The organism is Streptomyces sp. NPDC048612 (genome assembly GCF_043199295.1).
In the GTDB taxonomy this organism is placed as follows: Bacteria; Actinomycetota; Actinomycetes; order Streptomycetales; family Streptomycetaceae; genus Streptomyces.
Genome location: NZ_JBICVV010000029.1, coordinates 1 through 22133, shown reverse-complemented (window position 1 = coordinate 22133; position 22133 = coordinate 1). Strand labels below are relative to the sequence as shown.

General features: G+C 71.8%; 21 protein-coding genes and 1 rRNA gene. 6 read left to right on the top strand and 16 right to left on the bottom strand.

Going from position 1 to position 22133, the window contains the following annotated elements:
* The first annotated feature begins 167 nt into the window (after positions 1–167).
* Positions 168–1931 carry an arginine--tRNA ligase gene (gene argS / locus ACGFN2_RS31605; RefSeq protein WP_393366088.1) on the top strand — a complete coding sequence of 588 codons (1764 nt, stop codon included), beginning with the start codon at positions 168–170 and terminating at the stop codon, positions 1929–1931.
* Between the two features lie 114 nt (positions 1932–2045).
* Here argS and ACGFN2_RS31600 read toward each other — a convergent pair whose 3' ends face one another.
* From ACGFN2_RS31600 to ACGFN2_RS31590, 3 genes are all read right to left on the bottom strand, one after another.
* Positions 2046–2228, bottom strand: a complete 183-nt coding sequence (locus ACGFN2_RS31600) for a CsbD family protein (RefSeq protein WP_042155638.1) — start codon at positions 2226–2228, stop codon at positions 2046–2048.
* A 150-nt stretch (positions 2229–2378) separates the two neighbouring features.
* On the bottom strand, positions 2379–3368 hold the full coding sequence (hemB, locus tag ACGFN2_RS31595) for a porphobilinogen synthase (protein ID WP_362609100.1): 990 nt from the start codon (positions 3366–3368) through the stop codon (positions 2379–2381).
* Positions 3369–3518: 150 nt separating this feature from the next.
* Positions 3519–4466: a MerR family transcriptional regulator gene (locus tag ACGFN2_RS31590; RefSeq protein ID WP_393366085.1), complete on the bottom strand. Its 948-nt coding sequence runs from the start codon at positions 4464–4466 to the stop codon at positions 3519–3521.
* A gap of 99 nt (positions 4467–4565) precedes the next feature.
* Here ACGFN2_RS31590 and ACGFN2_RS31585 point away from each other — a divergent pair, with 99 nt between their 5' ends.
* On the top strand, positions 4566–5357 hold the full coding sequence (locus ACGFN2_RS31585) for an alpha/beta fold hydrolase (RefSeq protein WP_393366083.1): 792 nt from the start codon (positions 4566–4568) through the stop codon (positions 5355–5357).
* An 84-nt stretch (positions 5358–5441) separates the two neighbouring features.
* Here the strand turns inward: ACGFN2_RS31585 and ACGFN2_RS31580 are convergent, their stop codons facing one another.
* From ACGFN2_RS31580 to ACGFN2_RS31565, 4 genes are read right to left on the bottom strand one after another with little or no spacing between them, the layout of a single operon-like run.
* On the bottom strand, positions 5442–7091 hold the full coding sequence (locus ACGFN2_RS31580; protein WP_362609095.1) for a bifunctional uroporphyrinogen-III C-methyltransferase/uroporphyrinogen-III synthase: 1650 nt from the start codon (positions 7089–7091) through the stop codon (positions 5442–5444).
* Positions 7088–8077: a hydroxymethylbilane synthase gene (gene hemC / locus ACGFN2_RS31575; RefSeq protein ID WP_362609093.1), complete on the bottom strand. Its 990-nt coding sequence runs from the start codon at positions 8075–8077 to the stop codon at positions 7088–7090. The genes ACGFN2_RS31580 and hemC overlap by 4 nt, the downstream gene beginning before the upstream one ends.
* A complete protein-coding gene (locus ACGFN2_RS31570; RefSeq protein ID WP_362609091.1) occupies positions 8074–9441 on the bottom strand; it encodes a glutamyl-tRNA reductase in 1368 nt (455 codons plus the stop codon). Before ACGFN2_RS31570 ends, hemC begins: the two co-directional genes overlap by 4 nt.
* The gene (locus ACGFN2_RS31565; RefSeq protein WP_362609089.1) at positions 9438–10208 is read right to left on the bottom strand and encodes a redox-sensing transcriptional repressor Rex; all 771 of its coding nucleotides are present in this window, start codon (positions 10206–10208) and stop codon (positions 9438–9440) included. Before ACGFN2_RS31565 ends, ACGFN2_RS31570 begins: the two co-directional genes overlap by 4 nt.
* 332 nt (positions 10209–10540) lie before the next feature.
* Between ACGFN2_RS31565 and ACGFN2_RS31560 the strand changes: the two genes are divergently transcribed.
* The 4 genes from ACGFN2_RS31560 to ACGFN2_RS31545 all read left to right on the top strand — a co-directional run bounded on the left by ACGFN2_RS31560 (position 10541) and on the right by ACGFN2_RS31545 (position 14944).
* Positions 10541–10819: a glutaredoxin family protein gene (locus tag ACGFN2_RS31560; RefSeq protein WP_393366079.1), complete on the top strand. Its 279-nt coding sequence runs from the start codon at positions 10541–10543 to the stop codon at positions 10817–10819.
* Between the two features lie 597 nt (positions 10820–11416).
* Positions 11417–12358, top strand: coding sequence for an HAD-IB family hydrolase (locus ACGFN2_RS31555; protein ID WP_362609151.1), 942 nt, complete (start codon positions 11417–11419; stop codon positions 12356–12358).
* Positions 12359–12688: 330 nt separating this feature from the next.
* Positions 12689–13474: an ECF subfamily RNA polymerase sigma factor, BldN family gene (locus ACGFN2_RS31550; RefSeq protein WP_362609087.1), complete on the top strand. Its 786-nt coding sequence runs from the start codon at positions 12689–12691 to the stop codon at positions 13472–13474.
* A gap of 273 nt (positions 13475–13747) precedes the next feature.
* Positions 13748–14944 carry a DUF5667 domain-containing protein gene (locus tag ACGFN2_RS31545; protein ID WP_393366077.1) on the top strand — a complete coding sequence of 399 codons (1197 nt, stop codon included), beginning with the start codon at positions 13748–13750 and terminating at the stop codon, positions 14942–14944.
* A gap of 49 nt (positions 14945–14993) precedes the next feature.
* Here ACGFN2_RS31545 and ACGFN2_RS31540 read toward each other — a convergent pair whose 3' ends face one another.
* The 9 genes from ACGFN2_RS31540 to rrf form a co-directional block, all read right to left on the bottom strand.
* Positions 14994–15989 carry a lysophospholipid acyltransferase family protein gene (locus ACGFN2_RS31540; RefSeq protein ID WP_362609084.1) on the bottom strand — a complete coding sequence of 332 codons (996 nt, stop codon included), beginning with the start codon at positions 15987–15989 and terminating at the stop codon, positions 14994–14996.
* A 14-nt stretch (positions 15990–16003) separates the two neighbouring features.
* Positions 16004–17053, bottom strand: coding sequence for an NAD-dependent epimerase/dehydratase family protein (locus ACGFN2_RS31535; RefSeq protein ID WP_362609083.1), 1050 nt, complete (start codon positions 17051–17053; stop codon positions 16004–16006).
* 198 nt (positions 17054–17251) lie between these two features.
* On the bottom strand, positions 17252–17350 hold the full coding sequence (locus ACGFN2_RS31530) for a 30S ribosomal protein bS22 (RefSeq protein ID WP_003948845.1): 99 nt from the start codon (positions 17348–17350) through the stop codon (positions 17252–17254).
* A 120-nt stretch (positions 17351–17470) separates the two neighbouring features.
* On the bottom strand, positions 17471–17680 hold the full coding sequence (locus tag ACGFN2_RS31525; RefSeq protein WP_006604741.1) for a helix-turn-helix domain-containing protein: 210 nt from the start codon (positions 17678–17680) through the stop codon (positions 17471–17473).
* Positions 17681–17808: 128 nt separating this feature from the next.
* Positions 17809–18624: a phosphatase gene (locus ACGFN2_RS31520; protein WP_362609082.1), complete on the bottom strand. Its 816-nt coding sequence runs from the start codon at positions 18622–18624 to the stop codon at positions 17809–17811.
* 197 nt (positions 18625–18821) lie between these two features.
* Positions 18822–19997 carry an acetoin utilization protein AcuC gene (locus ACGFN2_RS31515; protein ID WP_393366074.1) on the bottom strand — a complete coding sequence of 392 codons (1176 nt, stop codon included), beginning with the start codon at positions 19995–19997 and terminating at the stop codon, positions 18822–18824.
* Entirely contained in the window at positions 19966–21204 is a 1239-nt protein-coding gene (locus ACGFN2_RS31510; protein ID WP_393366072.1) for an MFS transporter, read from the bottom strand. The genes ACGFN2_RS31515 and ACGFN2_RS31510 overlap by 32 nt, the downstream gene beginning before the upstream one ends.
* A 92-nt stretch (positions 21205–21296) precedes the next feature.
* A complete protein-coding gene (locus tag ACGFN2_RS31505) occupies positions 21297–21965 on the bottom strand; it encodes an HAD family hydrolase (RefSeq protein WP_393366069.1) in 669 nt (222 codons plus the stop codon).
* Between the two features lie 77 nt (positions 21966–22042).
* Positions 22043–22133 (bottom strand): 5S ribosomal RNA (rrf, locus tag ACGFN2_RS31500); the annotation flags it as partial.

Here is a 22133-nt window from a genome sequence, read left to right as displayed (position 1 = left end):
TTCCTCTTCCTGGTGCTTCCTGATTGCGCCGTCCTGCGCGCGGACGCACAAAAGCCTGACGGTGCCCATTCTCCCAGACGGAAAATCAGTGGTAGTGCCGTGGGATACTCATTGGCAAACCCTTTCCGCTCCAGCGAACACCTCCCTCTGGAAGAGAGCTCATCTCCATGGCCTCGGTCACTTCCCTCGCAGCATCGGTCCACCAGCGCGTCGCGGACGCCCTCTCGGCAGCCCTGCCGGAGGCCGGCTCCGCCGACCCGCTGCTGCGACGAAGCGACCGGGCCGACTTCCAGGCCAACGGCATGCTGGCGCTGGCCAAAAAGCTCAAGGGCAACCCGCGGGAGCTGGCGACCAAGGTCGTCGGGGAGATCGGCGAGGACGCCCTCTTCCAGGAGGTCGAGGTCTCCGGCCCCGGCTTCCTCAACATCACGGTCACCGACCGGGCGATCACCGAGACGCTGGCCGCGCGCGCCGCCGACGACCGGCTCGGCGTCCCGCTGAAGGAGAACCCCGGCGTCACGGTCATCGACTACGCCCAGCCGAACGTCGCCAAGGAGATGCACGTCGGGCACCTGCGCTCGGCGGTCATCGGCGACGCCCTGCGCCACATGCTGGACTTCACCGGTGAGCGGACGATCGGCCGGCACCACATCGGCGACTGGGGCACCCAGTTCGGCATGCTCATCCAGTACCTGATCGAGAACCCCGGCGAGCTGGCCCCGGCGGCCGACGTCGACGGCGAGCAGGCGATGAGCAACCTCAACCGCGTCTACAAGGCCTCGCGCGCCGTCTTCGACTCCGACGAGCAGTTCAAGGAGCGGGCCCGCAAGCGGGTCGTGGCGCTCCAGTCCGGCGACGCGGAGACCCTCGACCTGTGGCAGCGGTTCGTGGACGAGTCGAAGGTCTACTTCTACTCGGTCTTCGAGAAGCTGGACATGGAGATCCGCGACGACGAGATCGTCGGCGAGTCCGCGTACAACGCCATGATGGCCGAGACGGCGCGGCAGCTGGAGGAGTCGGGCGTCGCCGTCCGCTCCGAGGGCGCGCTGGTGGTCTTCTTCGACGAGATCCGCGGCAAGGACGACCAGCCGGTGCCGCTGATCGTGCAGAAGGCGGACGGCGGCTTCGGCTACGCGGCCTCCGACCTCTCCGCGATCCGTGACCGCGTCTTCGACCTGAAGGCGACGACGCTGCTGTACGTCGTCGACGTCCGCCAGTCGCTGCACTTCCGGATGGTCTTCGAGACGGCCCGCCGGGCGGGCTGGCTGAGCGACGACGTCACCGCGCACAACATGGGCTACGGCACGGTCCTCGGTGCGGACGGCAAGCCGTTCAAGACCCGGGCGGGCGAGACCGTGCGCCTGGAGGACCTGCTCGACGAGGCGGCCGAGCGGGCGACCGCGGTGGTGCGCGAGAAGGGCGCGGCGGTCGGCCTGACCGAGCAGGAGATCACCGAGAACGGTGCGCAGGTGGGTATCGGCGCGGTGAAGTACGCGGACCTGTCGACGTCGCCGAGCCGGGACTACAAGTTCGACCTGGACCAGATGGTCTCGCTGAACGGCGACACCTCGGTCTACCTCCAGTACGCCTACGCCCGTATCCGGTCGATCTTCCGCAAGGCCGGTGACGTGGCGCCGGCGGCGCATCCGGAGCTGGCGCTGGCCCCGGCGGAGCGGGCGCTGGGCCTGCACCTCGACCAGTTCGGCGAGACCCTCGCCGAGGCCGCCGCGGCCTACGAGCCGCACAAGGTCGCCGCGTACCTCTACAGCCTCGCCTCGCTGTTCACGACCTTCTACGACCAGTGCCCGGTCCTGAAGGCCGAGGGCGGCGCTGACCAGATCGCGAACCGGCTGTTCCTGTGCGAGCTGACCGCCCGCACCCTCCACCAGGGCATGGCCCTGCTCGGCATCCGGACGCCCGAGCGCCTCTGACCGGCGCGCGGGCCGCACCGGCCACCCGCACCGGCCCAACGGCCCCGTACCGCACAGGTGTTGTGCTGTACGGGGCCGTTGGCCGTTCCGGGCCGGGGACGGGGAGGGCCGGCCTCACGGCCAGCGCTTGCGCACCTCGTCCTTGGTCTTCTCGCTCACGTCGAGGCCCTGGCCGGCGGTCTTCTCCGCCTTGCCCTCGGCCTCCAGCTTGCGGTTGTGCGTGGCCTTGCCGACGACTTCCTTCATGGCGCCGATGACCTGGGCGCCCTTGGCCTGCATCTTGCGCTTGGCAGTCATGGTGACTCGCTCCTCGGTCCGGTCGCGGTCTTCCCTGACAACCGGTGCGTGCCCGGAACCAGGCGGACAAAACGTCACCGTCACACAGCAAAGCTCCCGCCCCCGGATACCGGGGACGGGAGCAGCGGCGCCCTACGGGCCGCCGGGACCTCACAGCCCCCGCGCGACCTCCGTGGCCCAGTACGTCAGGATCATGTTCGCCCCGGCCCGCTTGATGCCGGTCAGCGTCTCCAGGATCGCCTTGTCCCGGTCGATCCAGCCCTTCTCGGCGGCCGCCTCGATCATCGCGTACTCGCCGGAGATCTGGTACGCGGCGACCGGTACGTCCGTCTCGTCCGCGATCTTCGCCAGCACGTCGAGGTAGGGCAGCGCCGGCTTGACCATCACCATGTCGGCGCCCTCCTCCAGGTCGAGCGCCAGCTCGCGCAGCGACTCGCGGAGGTTGGCCGGGTCCTGCTGGTAGGTCTTGCGGTCGCCCGTGAGGGACGACCCGACGGCCTCCCGGAACGGCCCGTAGAACGCCGACGTGTACTTGGCGGTGTACGCGAGGACCGACACGTCCTCGTGGCCGGTCTGGTCGAGCGCGTCCCGGATGACGCCGATCTGGCCGTCCATCATCCCGCTGGGGCCCACGACATGGACGCCCGCATCGGCCTGGACCTGCGCCATCTCGGCGTAGCGCTCCAGCGTCGCGTCGTTGTCGACCCGGCCGTCGGCGTCCAGGACACCGCAGTGCCCGTGGTCGGTGTACTCGTCCAGGCACAGGTCGGACATGACGACGAGCGCGTCGCCGACCTCGGACCGCACCGCGCGGATGGCCTGCTGGAGGATGCCGTCGGGGTCGGTGCCCGCCGTGCCGAGGGCGTCCTTCTTCGCGTCCTCGGGCACGCCGAAGAGCATGATCCCGGCGACCCCGGCCGCCGCCGCCTCGGCGGCGGCCTTGCGCAGGGTGTCGAGGCTGTGCTGGACGACACCCGGCATGGCGGAGATCGGCACCGGCTCGCTGACCCCTTCCCGGACGAACGCCGGGAGGATCAGGTCCGCCGGATGCAGCCGGTGCTCCGCGACCATCCGCCGCATGGCGGGGGTCGTGCGCAGGCGCCGCGGCCGCGCCCCTGGGAAGCTTCCGTACTTCGTCATACCGAACACGCTACGCCCGCTTTGTGCCTGCCTTTGCCGACGGCCCGTCGGAGGGACCGGGCCCGGCGGCGGCCCGCCCCCGGCAGCCCCGGCAGCGCCCCGGTTCCCGGCCCCGGCACCGGCCGCCGCCCGCACCGCACCGGCCCGCTCCTAGGCGACCTGCGCGTCCAGCGCGGCGCGGAGCCAGTCGTCCGTGGCGCCGATGGTCGGCTGCCGGGAGGCGGAGGGGAGTTCGCCGACGAGTTGCCAGTAGCGGTCGATGAGGGGGTGCGCGAGCTGCCCCAGCTGGGCGCTGAGTTGGCGGCGGAAGGCGGGGGTGTCCCGCGTGTGGTGCAGTCCGGCGTGGGCGGCGACGAAACAGTCCAGGGCCTCGCCCGCGTACGGGGGCCGTCGGTCCCGTACGTCCGCCGAGGCGAGCGCACAGGCCTCGACCAGCCCTTCGTAGAGGACGGCCGGGCGGCAGGCCGCGTCGGGGGTCCGGCGGGTGAGGCGGCGGAGGTTGATGTCGACGACGCGGCGGTCGGTGGCGACGGCGTGCAGCCGGGCGAAGACCAGCACCTCGGACGGGGTCGGGTCGGCGGGGGGCTGCGGCACCGCCGCTTCGAGCACCGTGGAGAGCAGGCGGGCCGGGAGCCGCGCGGGGAGTACGTGCCGCCAGAAGCGGGCCAGGGCGTCCGTGTCGGGCGGGAGGTTCACGGCACCGATCAGGCGCAGGCGGTCGGCGCGCTCCCCGGGGGTGCAGTCGCGGAGCAGGTGCAGGGCGGCCTCCCGCCAGCGCAGGGAGGCCAGTTGCGTGCCGAGTTCCCTGAGCTGCCCCGCGACGGCGTCCTCCAGGACGTCGGCCGCACCCGGCGTGTCCTCCTGGGCGACGATCCGGTCGACCTGCGGCAGGGGCAGGTCGAGGGTGCGCAGCGAACGGATCAGGCGGAGCCGGTCCGGGGCCCCGGGGCCGTACCGGCGGTGGCCCCCGGCGCTGCGGCCGGCCTCGGGCAGCAGGCCGCGGTCCGAGTAGAAGCGGACGGTCTTGACGGTGACGCCTGCCTGCTCGGCGAGTTCGCCGATGCTCCACATGCCGTCCGGGGACGCGGGCACGGTCATGCCTTGAACCTCCCTCAGGGGGAGTTCCTACGGTAGCGGCATGCGCGGCCGGGTCAACGGGGGTCCGGCCGCGCGGCCGGACTGTGCGAGGAGGCGTTGATGACGGCGTATGTGCTGGTGGCGGGCGGTCATATGGGTGGCTGGCTGTGGCGGGACGTGGTGGCCCGGCTGCGGGAGCGGGGAGCCGAGGCCCACGCGGCGACGCTCACAGGCATGGGCGACCGCCGCCATCTGGCGGTCCCGGAAACGGACTTGGAGACCCATATCGAGGATCTGGTGCAGCTCATCGATCATGTGGATGCGCCGGAGGTGGTGCTCGTCGCCCACTGCCACGGCAGCTTTCCGGCGCTGGGCGCCGCCGACCGGCGCCCGGAACGGGTGTCCCGGATCGTGTACGTGTCGGCGCCCCTGCCGATGGACGGCTTCTCGGTGCACAGCCTGGTGGAGGAGTTCGAGCCCGATCCGGTGGTCCGCGACAGGTGGCGGCAGCGGGCCGGACAGGCCGAGGACGGCTGGCGGATTCCCCCGCCGTCACCCGCCGACGTGCAGGCCTGGAACAGCGTCGCGGACGTCCCCGCGGACGCGCTGGCCCGGCTCGTCCGCCTGGCCGCGCCGCAGCCGCTGGGTACGCTCACCCAGCCGCTCCGGCTGTCGGGGGCTGCCGCCGAGCTGCCCAGCACCGGCGTCTTCTGTACCGGCACGGGGATGAACATCGCCATGGTCGAGTCCCTGGTGCGGTCGGGGGACCCGCGCTTCCAGGTGCTCGCGGAGCCCCAGGTGGGCTTCTTCGAACTCGCCACCGGGCACTGGCCGATGCTCTCCGTCCCGGACGAGCTCACCGGGGTGCTGCTCCGGGCCGCCGCGGGTGAAGGGCAGCGGGTGACCGCGTAGTCCCGCTCGGCGAGAGCGGCCGCCGGCCCTCGCACAAAGGGCGCCCCCGGAGGGGCGCCCTTCACGCGTTCCTGCTGCGACCGCTCAGCTGCGGGCCCGGCGGCGCGACCCCGGCCGCCGCTCGCTCGGCCGCGTGACCGGGTCCCCGGCCTCGATGGCGGCATCGCGGCGCGCCGCACCGAAGTCCGCGAGGGCTTCGGCCAGCTTGTGCACCGACGGCTCGGGCGACATGACATCGACCCGCAGCCCGTGCTCCTCGGCCGTCTTCGCGGTGGCCGGGCCGATGCACGCGATCACGGTGACGTTGTGCGGCTTGCCGGCGATGCCGACGAGGTTGCGCACGGTGCTCGACGAGGTGAAGAGCACCGCGTCGAAGCCGCCGCCCTTGATCGCCTCACGGGTCTCGGCCGGCGGCGGCGAGGCGCGCACGGTCCGGTAGGCGGTGACGTCGTCGACCTCCCAGCCCAGCTCGATCAGCCCGGCGACCAGGGTCTCGGTGGCGATGTCGGCGCGCGGCAGGAAGACCCGGTCGATCGGGTCGAAGACCGCGTCGTAGGGCGGCCAGTCCTCCAGGAGACCAGCGGCCGACTGCTCGCCGCTCGGCACCAGGTCGGGCTTCACACCGAAGGCGACCAGCGCCTTGGCGGTCTGCTCGCCGACCGCGGCGACCTTGATCCCCGCGAAGGCGCGGGCGTCCAGGCCGTACTCCTCGAACTTCTCCCGGACGGCCTTGACGGCGTTGACCGAGGTGAAGGCGATCCACTCGTAGCGGCCGGTGACCAGGCCCTTGACCGCGCGTTCCATCTGCTGCGGGGTGCGCGGCGGCTCGACGGCGATGGTCGGGACCTCGTGCGGCACCGCGCCGTACGAGACGAGCTGGTCGGAGAGCGACGCGGCCTGTTCCTTCGTCCGCGGCACGAGCACCCGCCAGCCGAAGAGCGGCTTGGACTCGAACCACGAGAGGCGGTCGCGCTGCGCCGCGGCGCATCGCTCACCGACCACGGCTATGACCGGCTGGCCGCCGTCCGGCGACGGCAGCACCTTGGCGGCCTTGAGCACCTGGGCGACCGACCCGAGGGTGGCGGTCCAGGTGCGCTGGCGGGTGGTGGTGCCGGCGACGGTGACGGTCAGCGGGGTGTCCGGCTTGCGGCCGGCCGACACCAGCTCCCCGGCGGCCGCGGCCACCGAGTCGAGGGAGGTCGAGACGACGGCGGTGGCGTCACTGGCACCCACCTCGGACCAGCAGCGCGCGTCGGCGGTGCGGGCGTCGACGAAACGGACGTCGGTGCCCTCCGCGTCCCGCAGCGGGACACCGGCGTACGCGGGCACGCCGACGGCCGCGGCGATACCGGGCACGACCTCGAAGACGATGCCTTCGGCGGCGCAGGCCAGCATCTCCTCGGCGACATAGCCGTCGAGGCCGGGGTCCCCGGTAACGGCACGGACGACCCGCTTGCCCGCACGGGCGGCCGTCATGACAAGATTGGCGGTGTCCCTAAGGGCAGGCACATCCGCGGGGATTGACGCCTCGTCAGCTGATGCCTGGAGTGGTGTGTCCACCTGTGCGCGGGCATGCACGCGCACGACGTCCAGCACCTGCGGGTCAGCGATCAGTACGTCCGCGGAGGCCAGCGCCTCCACGGCACGCAGCGTCAGCAGACCCGGGTCTCCCGGCCCGGCACCCAGGAAGGTGACCTGACCGGAGGCGGAGTGGTTTGGGGCGGTGGGGTTCAAAGTGCTCGCTCCCCCATAAGACCGGCCGCACCCTTGGCGAGCATCTCGGCGGCGAGTTCACGACCCATGTTCAGCGGGGTCGCCACGTCGTCGGGAGAGGCGGGTACGTGCCCGGTGGTGGACAGTTGCACCAGCGTGCTGCCGTCGGTCGTGCCGACGACACCACGCAGATGCAATTCGGTGACAGCCTGCTCGTCACGCTTGAGGTCGGCCAGTGCTCCGACGGGTGCGGAACAGCCGGCCTCCAGGGCGGCGAGCAGGGAACGCTCGGCGGTCACGGCGGCCCGGGTGTCCGGGTCGTCGAGCTCGGCGAGCCGGGCGGCGAGGTCCACGTTGACCGCGGCACACTCGATCGCCAGTGCCCCCTGGCCGGGGGCGGGCAAAACCACGTCGGGCGACAGCAGCTGCGTCGCCTCGTCGATCCGGCCGATGCGGGTGAGCCCGGCGGCGGCCAGTACGACCGCGTCCAGTTCACCCTTCTCGACGAAGCCGATGCGGGTGTCGATGTTCCCGCGTATCGGCACGGTCTCCACACGCCGGCCCAGCGACCTGGCCCAGGCGTTGAGCTGCGCCATCCTCCGGGGCGAGCCGGTGCCGATGCGGGCCACCCGGTCCTCGTCGGCGGTCAGCTGCTCGAAGGTGAGCCCGTCCCTGGCGATCAGCGCGTCCCGGGGGTCTTCCCGTACGGGTATCGCGGCCAGGGTCAGCTCGCCGGGCTGCGCGGTGGGCAGGTCCTTGAGCGAGTGGACGGCGAAGTCGATCTCCCCGGCGAGCAGCGCGTCGCGCAGCGCGGAGACGAACACACCGGTGCCGCCGATCTGCGCGAGGTGCTCACGGGAGGTGTCGCCGTAGGTGGTGATCTCCACGAGGTCGACCGGGCGGCCCGTCAGCCGGCGCACCGCCTCGGCGACCTGCCCGGACTGGGCCATGGCGAGCTTGCTGCGCCGCGTGCCCAGCCGCAGTGCTCTCGTCGTGCTGTCGGTCATGCCCGCTCCCGTGCATCGTGCCTGTCGGCGCGCGTGTCGGCCCGGCTGACGGCGGCGACCGTCTGGGGGTCGAGGTCGAAGAGTTCCCGCAGGGCGTCCGCGTACCCGGCGCCGCCGGGCTCGCTGGCCAGCTGCTTGACCCGGACAGTGGGCGCGTGCAGGAGTTTGTCGACGACGCGGCGCACGGTCTGGGTGATCTCGGCGCGCTGCTTGTCGTCCAGGTCGGGAAGGCGGCCGTCGAGCCGGGTGATCTCACCGGCAACGACATCCGCCGCCATGGTGCGCAGGGCGACCACGGTGGGGGTGATGTGCGCGGCCCGCTGGGCGGCGCCGAACGCGGCGACCTCGTCGGAGACGATGCCGCGCACCTTGTCCACGTCGGCCGCCATCGGTGCGTCCGCGGACGCGTCGGCCAGCGACTCGATGTCGACGAGGTGCGCGCCCTCGATCCGGTGCACCGCGGCATCTATGTCCCGCGGCATGGCGAGATCGAGCAGCGCCAGCGGCGCCTCGCGCCCGTCGCGCGCGGCGGCGACCATCTCGCCCGCCAGGACGAGGCCGGTCGCGCCGGTACAGGACACCACGATGTCGGCGAGCGCCAGCTCCTCGGGGACGGAGGTCATCGCCACCGCGCGGGCGGCGACCCCGGTGGCGGCACCGGGCCCGCCCGGCTCGGTGAGGATCTGCACGAGCCGCTCGGCGCGCTCGACGGTGCGGTTGGCGACCGCCAGCTCGCCGGCACCGGCCCGTACGAGGGTGGTGGCGGCCAGCGACGACATCGAACCGGCGCCGATGACCAGCGCCCGCTTGCCGTGCGCCCAGTCCTCGACGTCCCGGCCGCCCGCGAGCTGCTCCAGCCCGAAGGTGACCAGCGACTGGCCGGCCTTGTCGATGCCGGTCTCGCTGTGGGCGCGCTTGCCCACCCGCAGGGCCTGCTGGAACAGGTCGTTCAGCAGCCGGCCCGCGGTGTGCTGCTCCTGCGCGACGGCCAGCGCGTCCTTGATCTGCCCGAGGATCTGGCCCTCGCCGACGACCATCGAGTCCAGGCCGCAGGCCACCGAGAAGAGGTGGTGGACCGCCCGGTCCTCGTAGTGGACGTAGAGATAAGGGGTCAGCTCCTCCAGGCCGGCACCGCTGTGCCGGGCCAGGAGGGAGGACAGCTCGGCGACTCCGGCGTGGAACTTGTCCACGTCGGCGTAGAGCTCGATGCGGTTGCAGGTGGAGAGCACCGCGGACTCGGTGACCGGCTCGGCCGACACCGTGTCCTGCAGCAGCTTGCCGCGCGCCTCCGGGGCGAGCGCGGCCCGCTCCAGCACGCTCACCGGCGCGCTGCGATGGCTCAGTCCGACGACCAGGAGTGTCATGCCGGCATCACGGCGGGCATGTCCCCGTCAGGTCCCTTGCGGTCGTCCGCGACCGCGGCGGCGGCGCGCGCGGCGGCCGACCCCTCGCCGCCGGAACCGACCTCCTCGCCGGCCTTCCGCTGCTCGTGGAAGGCGAGGATCTGCAGCTCTATCGACAGGTCGACCTTGCGCACGTCCACCCCGTCGGGCACGGTCAGCACGGTCGGCGCGAAGTTGAGGATCGAGGTGACACCGGCCGCGACCAGGCGCTCACAGACCTGCTGGGCGGCCCCGGCGGGCGTGGCGATGACGCCGATCGAGACGCCGTTGCTCTCGATGATGTGCTCCAGCTCATCGGTGTGCTGGACCGCGATGCCCGCGACGGGCTTGCCGGCCATGGCCGGGTCCGCGTCGATCAGCGCGGCGACACGGAAGCCACGCGAGGCGAAGCCGCCGTAGTTGGCGAGCGCGGCGCCGAGGTTACCGATACCGACGATGACGACCGGCCAGTCCTGGGTCAGCCCCAGTTCACGCGAGATCTGGTAGACGAGGTACTCCACGTCGTAGCCGACGCCGCGGGTCCCGTACGAGCCGAGGTAGGAGAAGTCCTTGCGCAGCTTGGCGGAATTGACCCCCGCCGCGGCCGCGAGCTCCTCGGAGGAGACCGTGGGTACCGAACGCTCGGAGAGCGCGGTCAGCGCACGCAGATACAGCGGAAGCCGGGCGACGGTGGCCTCGGGAATCCCTCGGCTTCGGGTCGCCGGTCGGTGAGTTCGGCCAGTTGCCACGGTGCTCCTGCGGGTAGAGCGGGGCTGCGGGCGGCCGTATGGAACCCGACCGCCCTGTCTTCTGCAGGCTATGTCTTTGTGAACGCGTGCACAAAGATGGTGTCCGGTTTGTCCGCCCAAAGTGACCGGGGTCACGCGGGTATTACAGGCCTCCGCGGAACCAACTCCCACGTCACACCGTTCACTCGCGCCACCGGTCAGACGGGGCGGCAGCAGCGGGAGCACGCGCCCTCACTCCTCTTCGCCATACCCCCGGATACCTACAAATCGCCCAACGATGGTAGTCGAACCGGACCGCACCCGGCACCGTCGCGACCCGGCACAATGACTGCATGGCCCCCTTGTTCAGCCGCAGCCCCCGCAAGAGCCCCGCCGACCGGATGGTCACCCTCGTCGGCAAGCCGGGCTGCCACCTCTGCGACGACGCCCAGGCCGTGATCGAGAAGGTCTGCGCCGAGACCGGCGCGTCGTGGGAGAAGAAGGACATCACCGAGGACCCCGAGCTGCACCGCAAGTACTGGGAGCAAATTCCGGTCATCCTCGTCGACGGCGCCCAGCACGACTTCTGGCGCGTCGACCCAAAACGCCTCCGCACGGCCCTGGGCACCTGAGCCCACCCCGCCAACCCCACCGCCCGGGCCCGCTTGGCCCCGCCTGGTCCCGCCTGGTCCCGCCGGGCACCGCCTGGCCCCGCCGCGCCAATCCCACCGCCCGGCCCCGCCGGGCACCGCCGCGCCCCCCCCCCCCCCCCCCCCCCCCCCCCCCCCCCCCCGGCAACCCCCCCCCCCCCCCCCCCCCCCGGCGCCCCGGGGCCCCCCCCCCCCCCCCGGCCCGCGGCGGCCCCCCCCCACGGGCCCCCCGGGGCCCCGCGGGGCCCCGCCGCGCCCGGCGGGGCCCCCCCCCCCCCACCCCCCCCCCCGCCCCCCCCGCCCACCGCCGCGCCACCCCACCGCCCACCGCCCCGACGCCCCGCCCCGGGAATACCCCTTCCCCCCGCAACGTTGTGGCCCGAAGGGGCCCACGCCTCCCCTACGGGAAGTGTTCGCCCCTCACCTAGGGCCCCGCGGAGCTGGCCCCTAGGACCCCACGGAGCTGGCCGTAATGCACCCTTCCCCCTCTCCGGGCCTCGCTGACACGCGCCCGTAACCGGCTGCACCGAACAAACTGGCTACGCTGTCGGCATGTCGCCCGCTCGCCGAACCGGCTGGATGCCCTCCGGGGCGCTCTTCGACCTGGGCTGGCTCCCGCGCCGCCGACGTCCCGCCACGGCCCGCAGCGTGCTGGCCGGGGAGGCCGCGGCCGAGGCCGCCCGCAAGTCCTCCCAGGAGGCACCGCCCGTCGAGGAGACGCCGGCGGAGCCCGAATTCCCGGTCGTCGGGGACACCGCGGCCGCCGCGTTCTTCGACCTGGACAACACCGTCATGCAGGGCGCCGCGCTCTTCCACTTCGGCCGCGGCCTGTACAAGCGGCGCTTCTTCCACAAGCGCGACCTGGCCCGCTTCGCCTGGCAGCAGGTCTACTTCCGCCTCGCCGGCTCGGAGAACCCCGAGCACATGGCGGACGTCCGCAACAGCGCGCTGTCCATCGTCCAGGGCCACCGCGTCGCCGAGCTGATGTCGATCGGCGAGGAGATCTACGACGAGTACATGGCCGAGCGGGTCTGGCCCGGCACCCGCGCCCTGGCCCAGGCGCACCTCGACGCCGGCCAGAAGGTCTGGCTGGTGACCGCGGCCCCGGTCGAGACCGCGACCATCATCGCCCGCCGGCTCGGCCTGACCGGCGCGCTGGGCACCGTCGCCGAGTCCGTCGGCGGGGTCTACACGGGCAAGCTGGTCGGCGAGCCGCTGCACGGCCCGGCCAAGGCCGAGGCGGTCCGCGCCCTGGCCGCCGGCGAGGGCCTGGACCTGTCGCACTGCGCCGCCTACAGCGACTCCGCCAACGACATCCCGATGCTCTCGCTCGTCGGGCACCCGTACGCGATCAACCCCGACAGCCGGCTGCGCAAGCACGCCCGGGAGCAGGGCTGGCGGCTGCGCGACTACCGCACCGGCCGGAAAGCGGCCAAGATCGGCATCCCCGCCGCGGCCGGGGTCGGGGCCCTCGCCGGCGGCGCAGCGGCCGCCGTCGCGCTCCAGCGCCGACGCCGCTGACCAGGTCTGATCACCCCGCCGACCGGACGGCCATCCCCTCTCCCTACCCCCCTCGCCGTCCCGTCAGTCCCGCGGCTGTCGGCCAGCCACAACACGCCTTCCAACCAGGCAGATTGCGTTCCCTTCCGATCAATAGTTGCTCAGTAATCGATACTGATTCTGCCACCAACCCGGCACGGACCGTAACTAATCGATGATTTGAGCAACTGGGTGTAGCGCTGCCTGTACGAAGCGTTATTCTCCTCAGACGCAATCCGGAACCCACACGTCCCTACGACGAGTGAACGGTCCCGCACTGCACGTGATGGAAGCTCTGCCTCTGGGAGTCCCGTGTACCCACACGTCGGGGTTGACGCCTCGGGCCTGGCTACGCTGCGTACGACACTCGTCGACCACCTGCGCAGTTTTGTCCCCACCGCGTACGCCGTCCCCGCATTCGCCTCAGCCGTCCCCACCGCCGGACCCTGCTACGCCCTGGCCGACGGGAGCGCTGCGGTCGGCAAGGCCGCCGGCAGAACCCGCCGCTCCGGCACCGGCACGACCACCGCCCGCCGCCCCGCCGACAGCGACAGCCGTCGCATGATGGACCTGGTCGAACGCGCCCAGGCCGGCGAGGCCGAGGCCTTCGGCCGCCTCTACGACCAGTACGCCGACACGGTCTACCGCTACATCTACTACCGCGTGGGCGGCCGCGCCACGGCCGAGGACCTCACCAGCGAGACCTTTCTGCGCGCCCTGCGCCGCATCGGCACGTTCACCTGGCAGGGCCGTGACTTCGGCGCCTGGCTGGTGACCATCGCCCGCAACCTCGTCGCCGACCACTTCAAGTCCTCCCGCTTCCGCCTGGAAGTCACCACCGGAGAGATGCTCGACGCCAACGAGGTCGAGCGCAGCCCCGAGGAATCGGTCCTCGAGTCCCTCTCCAACGCCGCCCTGCTGGAGGCGGTACGCAAGCTCAACCCCCAACAGCAGGAGTGCGTCACGCTGCGCTTCCTGCAGGGCCTCTCGGTCGCCGAGACCGCCCGCGTCATGGGCAAGAACGAGGGCGCGATCAAGACCCTCCAGTACCGCGCGGTCCGCACCCTCGCGCGGCTGCTCCCCGAAGACGCCCGCTGACCCCCCTGTCCACATGGGCCGACGACCAGTCCCACGCCGTCATACGCTCACTCTTGGTGACCTCCCGTACCCGGTCGGTCAGATCATCGTGAGTGCGTAACCCGAGTGCCGCGCCGCTCGTTGTGCGGGATGCAGGCTCCATGCGGTCACGCCATGCCCGCTGCCTCTCACTCGTTCGAGTGGCCGCGGACCGGGCGTGCAACCCTCCGGTCCATCTGGACAGTCAAAGCCAGTCCGGGGAGTCGAGCGGGATGACGAGAGGAGGTGCCGCCCGTGATCGCAAATGTCTCGGTGCACCGGCGGGCCAACGCCTTCGCCCAGGCCCTGGAGGAGCAGGTCCTCGAGGGCGCGGCGGCCGAGGACCAGGTCGAGCCGGCGCAAGCGCCGGGCGAAGCACGGCTGTTGGCGGTCGCCGACGGCCTCGGGAAACTCCCGGGGCCGGAGATGGCCACCGAGGTCAAGACTGTCCAGCGCGCCCAGCTCATCGCTGCGATGGAGGCCGCCTTCGCCGAAGGCGCTCCGTCCGACGGTGCCAGGGTGCCCGAGCAGCGCGAACACAAGGGCGCGCACCGCGCCACCAAATCGATCGGCCGACTGCGCCCGCGCTCCCGCCTCTCCAAGGGGCTGGCGGCCGGCGGGCTGACGGTCGGCGTCGCCGCCGGCGCCTTCAGCGGGGTCGCGGCGGCCAGCTCCGACGCCCTCCCCGGCGACTCCCTCTACGGCCTCAAGCGGGGCATGGAGGATCTCCGGCTGGGTATGGCCGACGACGACTCCGACCGCGGGCGGCTCCTGCTGGACCAGGCCTCCACCCGCATGATGGAGGTCCGTCGGCTGATGGAGCGCGCCCGGCTCGCCGATCTCGACCACGAGTCGCTCGGTGAGATCCGCAAGGCGCTCTCCGGCATCCGGCACGACGCGGGCGAGGGCCACCGCCTGCTGCACGCGGCCTATGAACGCGACGGCTCGCTCGGCCCCATCCAGGCGCTGAACTCCTTCACCCGGTCCCATCGCGGCACCTGGTCGCATCTGCGCGACAAGCTCCCGGTGCAGCTCACGGACGTCCGGGACGAGGTCAGTTCGGTCTTCGACGCCATGGACAAGGAGGTCGGCCCGCTCCGCTCGCTGCTGCCGCCCACCCCGGACAGCAAGCGCCACCACCGCGACACGCACGCCTCCGGGGGCACCGGCTCCGGCTCCGAAGGCCGCCCGGCGCCGTCCGGCAGCAAGTCCGCTCACGGCAAGCACCGCAGCGGTTCGCACGCCCCGCGTCCGTCGGCGTCGCCGTCCCAGGAGGACGGCCTGCTCGGCGGCAACACCGGCGGGCTGCTCGACCCGCCGTCCAAGGGCAGCAGCCCGTCACCGCACGACCGGGGCAAGGAGACCGGCGGTCAGCCCGACGTCACCCTCCCGCCGCTGATCCCGGGGCTGCTTCCCGGTCTGGGCATCGACGGCGAGGACCTCCCGAAGTAGCGGAGCGGTCCCCGGCACCGACGCGCTCGGTGTTCTTCTGGTCCTTCCCTCAGAAGAACACCGAGCGTCGCTGTACCAGCAGCTTGTAGAGGGTGTGCTGAATCGTTTCCCGTACCTGGTCGGTCAGGTTGAACATCAGCATCGGATCGTCCGCCGCCTCCGGCGGATAGCCGGCCGTCGGGATCGGCTCGCCGAACTGGATCGTCCACTTCGTCGGGAGCGGCACCGCGCCCAGCGGACCCAGCCACGGGAAGGTCGGCGTGACCGGGAAGTACGGCAGCCCCAGCACCCGCGCCAGCGTCTTGGAGTTCCCGATCATCGGGTAGATCTCCTCGGCGCCCACGATCGAGCACGGCACGATCGGCACCCCGGCCTTGAGCGCCGTCGAGACGAAGCCGCCCCGTCCGAAGCGCTGGAGCTTGTAGCGGTCCGCGAAGGGCTTGCCGATGCCCTTGAAGCCCTCCGGCATCACCCCGACGATCTCACCGCGTTCCAGCAGCCGCTGGGCGTCCTCCGCGCAGGCGAGGGTGTGCCCCGCCTTGCGCGCCAGTTCGTTTATCACCGGCAGCACGAACACCAAGTCGGCGGCCAGCAGCCGGAGATGACGCTGCGCAGGGTGGTTGTCGTGCACCCCGACCTGCAGCATCAGGCCATCCAGCGGCAGCGTCCCGGAGTGGTTGGCGACGATCAGCGCGCCGCCGTCGGAGGGGATGTTCTCGATCCCCTTCACCTCGACCCGGAAGTACTTCTCGTAGAAGGGCCGCAGCAGCGACATCAGGACCTGGTCGGTCAGTTCCTCGTCGTACCCGAAGTCGTCGACCTCGTAGTCGCCGGTGATCCGCCGCCGCAGAAAGGCCAGCCCGCCCGCGATCCGCTCGTCCAGGGACCGCCCGGGGCTCTGCTTCGGGGGCGTTGCCGGCGGGTGCTCGGTCCGTGCCTCCGGTACGGGCGCCAGCGGCGCACCGCCTCCCCCGCGCCCGGCCCGCCTGGCCTTCCTGCGCGCCCGGGGCTCCTCGCCGAAGGGAATGACCTTGGCGTCCGCCATCGTGGATGAACTCCTCACTGGGTCGGGCCGCTGCGTGCGGGCAGCACGTGGGCGAGCCGGTCGACGGTGCGGGCGAGGGACTCGGGCGGCAGCAGCCCGGGTCCGCGGCTGCGGGCGAATTCCGCAAAGGTCTCCGCCGTCGTGTACTTCGGGTGGAACCCCAGTGTCTCGCGCATCTGTGTCGTCTCGACGACCCTGCCGTGCGTGAGCAGCCGGATCTGCTCCGGCGAGAAGTCCGTGATGCCGATCGACCGCAGCGCCGTACCGGCCCAGGTGACGGTCGGCAGCAGCAGCGGGACGGTGGGCCGCCCCAGCCGCCGGGAGGTCTGCGAGAGCAGCAGCACCCCGTCTCCGGCGATGTTGAACGTGCCGCTGTTGAGCGTGCCGCGGCGGGGCGCGGCGGCGGCGATCCGCAGCACGTCGAGGGCGTCGTCCTCGTGGACGAACTGCAGCCGCGGGTCGTAGCCGAGGACGGTGGGCCACACGGGCAGCGAGAAGTACTCGGCGAGCGGGGAGTCCGCGCACGGCCCGAGGATGTTGGCGTAGCGCAGCACACACACCGCCACGTCCGGGCGGCGGCGGGCGAAGCCGCGTACGTACCCCTCGACCTCGACGATGTCCTTGGCGAAGCCGCCGCTGGGCAGCGACTTCGGTGTGGTGGTCTCGGTGAAGACGGCGGGGTCCCGGGGCGCGGAGCCGTAGACGCTGGTGCTGGACTTGATGACCAGCCGCTGCACGTTCGGGGCCTTCTGGCAGGCGCCGAGCAGCTGCATCGTCCCGATGACGTTGGTTTCCTTCACCGAGGCGCGGCCGCCGCGCTTGCCCAACGGCGTGCCGTTGATGTCCATGTGGACGACGGTGTCGACGCCCGTCTCGGCCAGGACCCTGGCAATGGCCGGATGCCGGATATCGGCTCTGAGGAATTCGGCGCCGCCCAGATGGTGCTCCGGTGGCACGGCGTCGACTCCGATCACCCGGTCGACGTCGGGGTCGCGCTGGAGACGGCGGACGAACCGGCCGCCCAATTGCCGTGCGACTCCCGTGACGAGCACGACCTTGCCCAAGATCAGCCCTTCCTTCCCGCCGCGACCGCGCCTGGTCGGGGTGTGCGGACCACGCTATCGGGTCGTTGTTGCGCAGTGATGACCGCAGGATGCCCGTGGCCGCATTTCCGTCCGACCACCGTCCATACGGCCCACAACGCACCGCGGCCCCCCATCGCACAAGGCGATGGGGGGCCGCGAATTCGCGATCAGCGTCGCTTACTTCTTGTTACGACGCTGAACACGGGTGCGCTTGAGCAGCTTGCGGTGCTTCTTCTTAGCCATCCGCTTGCGCCGCTTCTTGATAACAGAGCCCACGACTACCCTCGCTCACTTCGAATCACTCGGTGCGGGGCGTCCGAGCCCACACTACCTACATCGGGCCAGCCTACCCGGCGCCGGGCGAACGGCGTAATCCGAGGGTCGGTGACGGACGCGTCAGGCTGATTCCACCCCCACAAAGGACTCCCGGAGGTAGTCGTGAACCGCCTGCTCCGGAACCCGGAATGACCTCCCCACGCGAATCGCGGGCAGATGACCGCTGTGCACCAGGCGGTACACGGTCATCTTCGACACTCGCATCACCGTGGCGACCTCCGCCACTGTCAGGAACACGACCTCGTTCAGAGGCCTCTGGTCTGCCGCCATGTCACACCTGCACCTTCCGCATAAGACGGACACCGGCTTCCCCTCCGGTGACTCTTCGTCGCTATGCGCTCACTCCCCAGATTAGGGGCGGGTGATGCGAGTGGGGAAGAGGAGCAGCGAACAGCCGCCTAACGTGACAGACCGGCACGATTGATGACGTAACGGGCCAGCGGCCGATAATCCTCGGCCCGCACGGCGTCATCGAGCGGCACCACCACGGACACCCGTCCCTCGGCCTGGCCGACGAACGGCGCCGGGTCGTCCGTGTCCGCCAGTCCGATCGCCTCAAAGCCCAGCTGACCTGCCCCGCAGACCCAGCCGTGGTCCCCGATCACCAGCGCCGGCAGCGGCCCGGGGACGTCCGCGGCGGCCGCCAGAGCGGTCCGTACCGGGAGCGGGGAATGGGTGTGTACGCCCCCGGCCCCGGGCGCGCCCCCCACGCCGGGTTCTCGCATCAGCGCGACTCCCCGTACGTAGGTGAGGGTGCAGGGACGTACCCCGAACCGGGTCGCTATGTCGACACGGGCGCCATACGCCGGGGTGAGGACGGGGCAGCCCGCCGCCGAGAGGGCGTCTGCGAGGGCGGCGTAGAACTCCAGCAGCCGGTGCGGATGGCCGGTGCCGAGCAGCACCGGTGCCCGGCGGCCGGCCGCCGCGGCGACCCGTTCGGCGAACCCGTCCAGCGCGGCGAGCGTACGGTCCGGGTCGATCACATCAGGGCCGGAACTGTGCGCGGGATCGGCCGAAACCCCGCACTTCCGCCCCATCAGTCGCAGTACTTCACCGAGCGGCCAGTCCCGTTCGGGGTCCAGCCCCAGCAGCGCCCTGGGGTCGCGTGCCGCGAAGAGCCGGTAGCGCGCCAGGCTCTTCTCCCGCGTGGTCGCGATGGTGCCCGCGAGCCGCGCCTCGATCAGGTGCGCCCGCAGCGCCCCGGTTCCCAACACGCGTCCCATACTGTCCGGTTGGTCGGCCTACGGTTGCCCTGACCGACGGGTAGTCACACATCCGTGGGGCGCGGCGCCGGGCCCAGCCGTACGGAGCGGTGGACGGCCGGAGGACGGGCTCGCGGGGAACTGCCACCCTGGAGCTCTTCCGGGGCGCCGTAACGGCGTTACAGGGGCAGCGTGGGGGACCGGGAGTCCTACGGCAGCAAGCCGTGCGCCGGAAAGACCGCCCGGCGGGTGGCCAGCACCGCCTGGTCCAACCGGTCGGCCGGGTCGTAGCCGTCGTCGATGAAGTCCCGCCACTGCGGCGTACGGCCGTCCGTCATCCGGTGCGGCGCCAACTGCCGGGTCCGGCGGAACACTTCGTGCCGCCAGGGCTCCGGCACCATCGTGGTCGGCTCGATCGGCCGGCCCGCCGCGATCGCGACCAGATGCGTCCAGCTGCGCGGCACCACGTCCACCACCGCGTAGCCGCCCCCACCGAGCGCGACCCACCGGCCGTCCGCGTGCTCGTGCGCCAGGTCGTGGCAGGCCTCCGCCACGGCCCGCTGAGCGTCCAGACTGACCGCGAGATGCGCCAGCGGGTCCTCGAAGTGGGTGTCGGCGCCGTGCTGCGTCACGATCACCTGCGGCCGGAAGGCCCCCAGCAGTTCCGGGACCACGGCGTGGAACGCCCGCAGCCAGCCCTCGTCCCCGGTCCCGGCCGGCAGCGCCACGTTCGCCGCGGTGCCCTCGGCGCCCGCCCCGCCGGTCTCCTCCGGCCAGCCGGTCTGCGGGAAGAGCGTCCGGGGATGCTCGTGCAGCGAGATCGTCAGGACCCGCGGGTCCTCCCAGAACGCCGCCTGCACCCCGTCGCCGTGGTGGACGTCCACATCCACGTACGCGACCCGTTCGGCGCCCAGCTCCAGCAGCCGGGCGATCGCCAGCGACGCGTCGTTGTAGATACAGAAGCCGGCCGCCCCGCCCGGCATCGCGTGGTGCAGCCCGCCGGCGAAGTTCACCGCGTGCGCCGCGTCGCCCCGCCACACGGCCTCCGCCGCACCCACCGACTGCCCGGCGATCAGCGCGGACGCCTCATGCATCCGCACGAACGCCGGATCGTCCGCCGTCCCCAGCCCGTACGACAGATCCGCGGCCGCCGGGTCCGCCGAGGCCCTGCGCACCGCCGCGATGTAGTCCTCGCGATGCACCAGCCGCAGGGTGGAGTCGCCGGCCGGCTTGGCCGCGACCACCTCCAGCGGCCCGCGGTCCAGCTCGAACGCCTCCACCAAACGCATGGTCAGCGCGAGCCGGACCGGGTCCATCGGATGCCCGGACCCGAAGTCGTAGCCCGTTACTGCCTCATCCCACATCAGCTGTGCGCGGCCGCTCATGTCCGTCACCGTATCGGGCCTCCGGCGCACCGAACGAGCGGGCGTACACCAGCGTCACCAGGACCAGGACCATCGGTACGAGCATGGCCCCCCGGTAGCTCCAGATCTCGCCGAGCGCACCGACCAGCGGAGAGCCGATCAGGAAGCCCACGTAGTTGAAGAGGTTCAGCCGCGCCACGGCCCGGTCCGCGGCCTCGGGACCGTGCTTCTCGAAGGCCAGCCTCCCCGCCGCAGCGAACGTCTGGGGCACGATCACACAGAGCCCGAGCCCCAGCAGCGTGAACCCCGCCATCCCCGTCCAGGCCCCCGGAGCCGCCGCCACCACCGCGAACCCGCCCGCCGCGAGCCCCGCCCCGGACCGCACCACCGCGACCGCCCCGAAGCGCCGCACCCCCAGGTCCCCGACCGCCCGCCCGAGCAGCGTGGTGACCATATAGACGTTGTACGGAACGGTGGCGAGCGGCTCGGAGCTCCCCAGGACGTCCTGCAGATACTTCGCGCTCCAGTTGGAGACGGTCGAGTCCCCGATGTACGCGAACGCCATCACCAGACACAGCGGCACCAACAGCCGCATCGCGAGGGGCACCACGGCCCCCGTAGGCCCCTCCCCGCTCCCGTCCGGAGCCCGCCGGTCCTGGTCCACGAACCAGCGGCCCGCGATCAGCCCCAGCGGCACCAGGACGGCCACCACCGGCCCGTAGAGCAGCGCGAGCGACAGCCTTCCGTGCGCACCCGCCCAGGCCAGCGAGGCGCCCACGATGCCGCCCAGGCTGTACGCGGCGTGGAACCCGAGCATGATGCTCCGCCCGTACGCCCGCTGCAGGCTCACCCCGAGCATGTTCATCGAGGCGTCCAGCGCCCCCACCGACAGCCCGAACACGGCCAGCGCCACCGCGGCCTGCGCCATCGAGCCGACCGACCCGACCGCCGCCAGCGCCAGGCACACCACCGGCTGCACCCCGCGCAGTACCCGGCCGGGCCGCACCCGCTTCACCAGCTGCTCGGTGACGACGCTGCCGGCCCCGGCCAGCACGGGCACCGCCGCCAGGAACACCGGCAGCAGACCGTCCGAGATCCCGTAGCGGTCCTGGATCGCGGGTATTCGGGTCACGAGGAGGGCGAAGACCGCACCCTGGATGAAGAAGCTCAGGGCCAGCGAGGCCCGACCGTGCCGCAGCTGCGCTCCTGGTACCCGAGGGGCCGTCATGGCCGCTCAGCGTAGAACTCCCCGCTACCACTGGGCAGATGGATCACCGCACCGATTCCACCGGGCGTCTGGCGGGTGGCGGGGGCGGTGTCCTACTGCAACAGCGCCGGCAGCTCCGCCATACGGCCGAACAGCGCGCTGGCCCCGGCCTCCGTCAGTCTCTCCGGCGGCGTCATCGCCGTGAAGCCGTAGACGTCCATCCCCGCCGCGACCGCGGCCCGCACCCCCAGCGGACTGTCCTCCACCACCGCACACCGCTCCGGCGCCACCCCCATCTCCCGTGCCGCATGCAGAAAAAGATCCGGTGCCGGCTTCCCCCGACCCACGTCCTGCGAGGAGAAGACCCGCTCACCGGCACCGCCGCCGGCCCCCGCGAACCGCTCCCACAGCCCGGTCTTCGTCAACGCCACCCGAATGCGCTCATGGCTCCCCGACGACCCGACGCAGTACGGCACCCCGTCCACGGCCAGCTTCTCCAGCACCTCGCCCACGCCCGTCACGGGCTCCAGACTCCTGCGGAACTCCTCGAAGACCCGGGCATGAAAGCTCTCGTCGAACCCAGCCGGCAGGCGCTTCCCGGACCGCCGCAGCACACTCTCATGAATTCGGTGCATCGCACCGCCCATGTAGTCGCGCAGCGAATCCTCGTAGCTGGTGGGATGACCCGCTGCGGTGAGGTGGTCGGCAAGTATCTGATTGGAGATCGGCTCGCTGTCCACCAGGACACCGTCGTTATCGAAAATGATCAGGTCATAGCGCATACCCAAGAGCCTAATGACCTGCCCGGAAACGCGAAAAAGCCCCGCACCATAAGGTGCGGGGCTTTCCCACAATGATTGTTCGGCGGCGTCCTACTCTCCCACAGGGTCCCCCCTGCAGTACCATCGGCGCTGAAAGGCTTAGCTTCCGGGTTCGGAATGTAACCGGGC

Bases quoted from the DNA above. Each gene is read 5' to 3' on its own strand.
- ACGFN2_RS31560 (WP_393366079.1), top strand. From the start codon at position 10,541: ATGGCCCCCTTGTTCAGCCGCAGCCCCCGCAAGAGCCCCGCCGACCGG.
- hemB (WP_362609100.1), bottom strand. From the start codon at position 3,368: ATGACGAAGTACGGAAGCTTCCCAGGGGCGCGGCCGCGGCGCCTGCGC.
- ACGFN2_RS31525 (WP_006604741.1), bottom strand. From the start codon at position 17,680: ATGGCGGCAGACCAGAGGCCTCTGAACGAGGTCGTGTTCCTGACAGTG.
- hemC (WP_362609093.1), bottom strand. From the start codon at position 8,077: ATGACCGACAGCACGACGAGAGCACTGCGGCTGGGCACGCGGCGCAGC.
- ACGFN2_RS31590 (WP_393366085.1), bottom strand. From the start codon at position 4,466: ATGACCGTGCCCGCGTCCCCGGACGGCATGTGGAGCATCGGCGAACTC.
- ACGFN2_RS31600 (WP_042155638.1), bottom strand. From the start codon at position 2,228: ATGACTGCCAAGCGCAAGATGCAGGCCAAGGGCGCCCAGGTCATCGGC.
- ACGFN2_RS31510 (WP_393366072.1), bottom strand. From the start codon at position 21,204: ATGACGGCCCCTCGGGTACCAGGAGCGCAGCTGCGGCACGGTCGGGCC.
- ACGFN2_RS31515 (WP_393366074.1), bottom strand. From the start codon at position 19,997: ATGAGCGGCCGCGCACAGCTGATGTGGGATGAGGCAGTAACGGGCTAC.
- ACGFN2_RS31555 (WP_362609151.1), top strand. From the start codon at position 11,417: ATGCCCTCCGGGGCGCTCTTCGACCTGGGCTGGCTCCCGCGCCGCCGA.
- ACGFN2_RS31585 (WP_393366083.1), top strand. From the start codon at position 4,566: ATGACGGCGTATGTGCTGGTGGCGGGCGGTCATATGGGTGGCTGGCTG.
- ACGFN2_RS31540 (WP_362609084.1), bottom strand. From the start codon at position 15,989: ATGGCGGACGCCAAGGTCATTCCCTTCGGCGAGGAGCCCCGGGCGCGC.
- ACGFN2_RS31505 (WP_393366069.1), bottom strand. From the start codon at position 21,965: ATGCGCTATGACCTGATCATTTTCGATAACGACGGTGTCCTGGTGGAC.
- ACGFN2_RS31570 (WP_362609091.1), bottom strand. From the start codon at position 9,441: ATGACACTCCTGGTCGTCGGACTGAGCCATCGCAGCGCGCCGGTGAGC.
- argS (WP_393366088.1), top strand. From the start codon at position 168: ATGGCCTCGGTCACTTCCCTCGCAGCATCGGTCCACCAGCGCGTCGCG.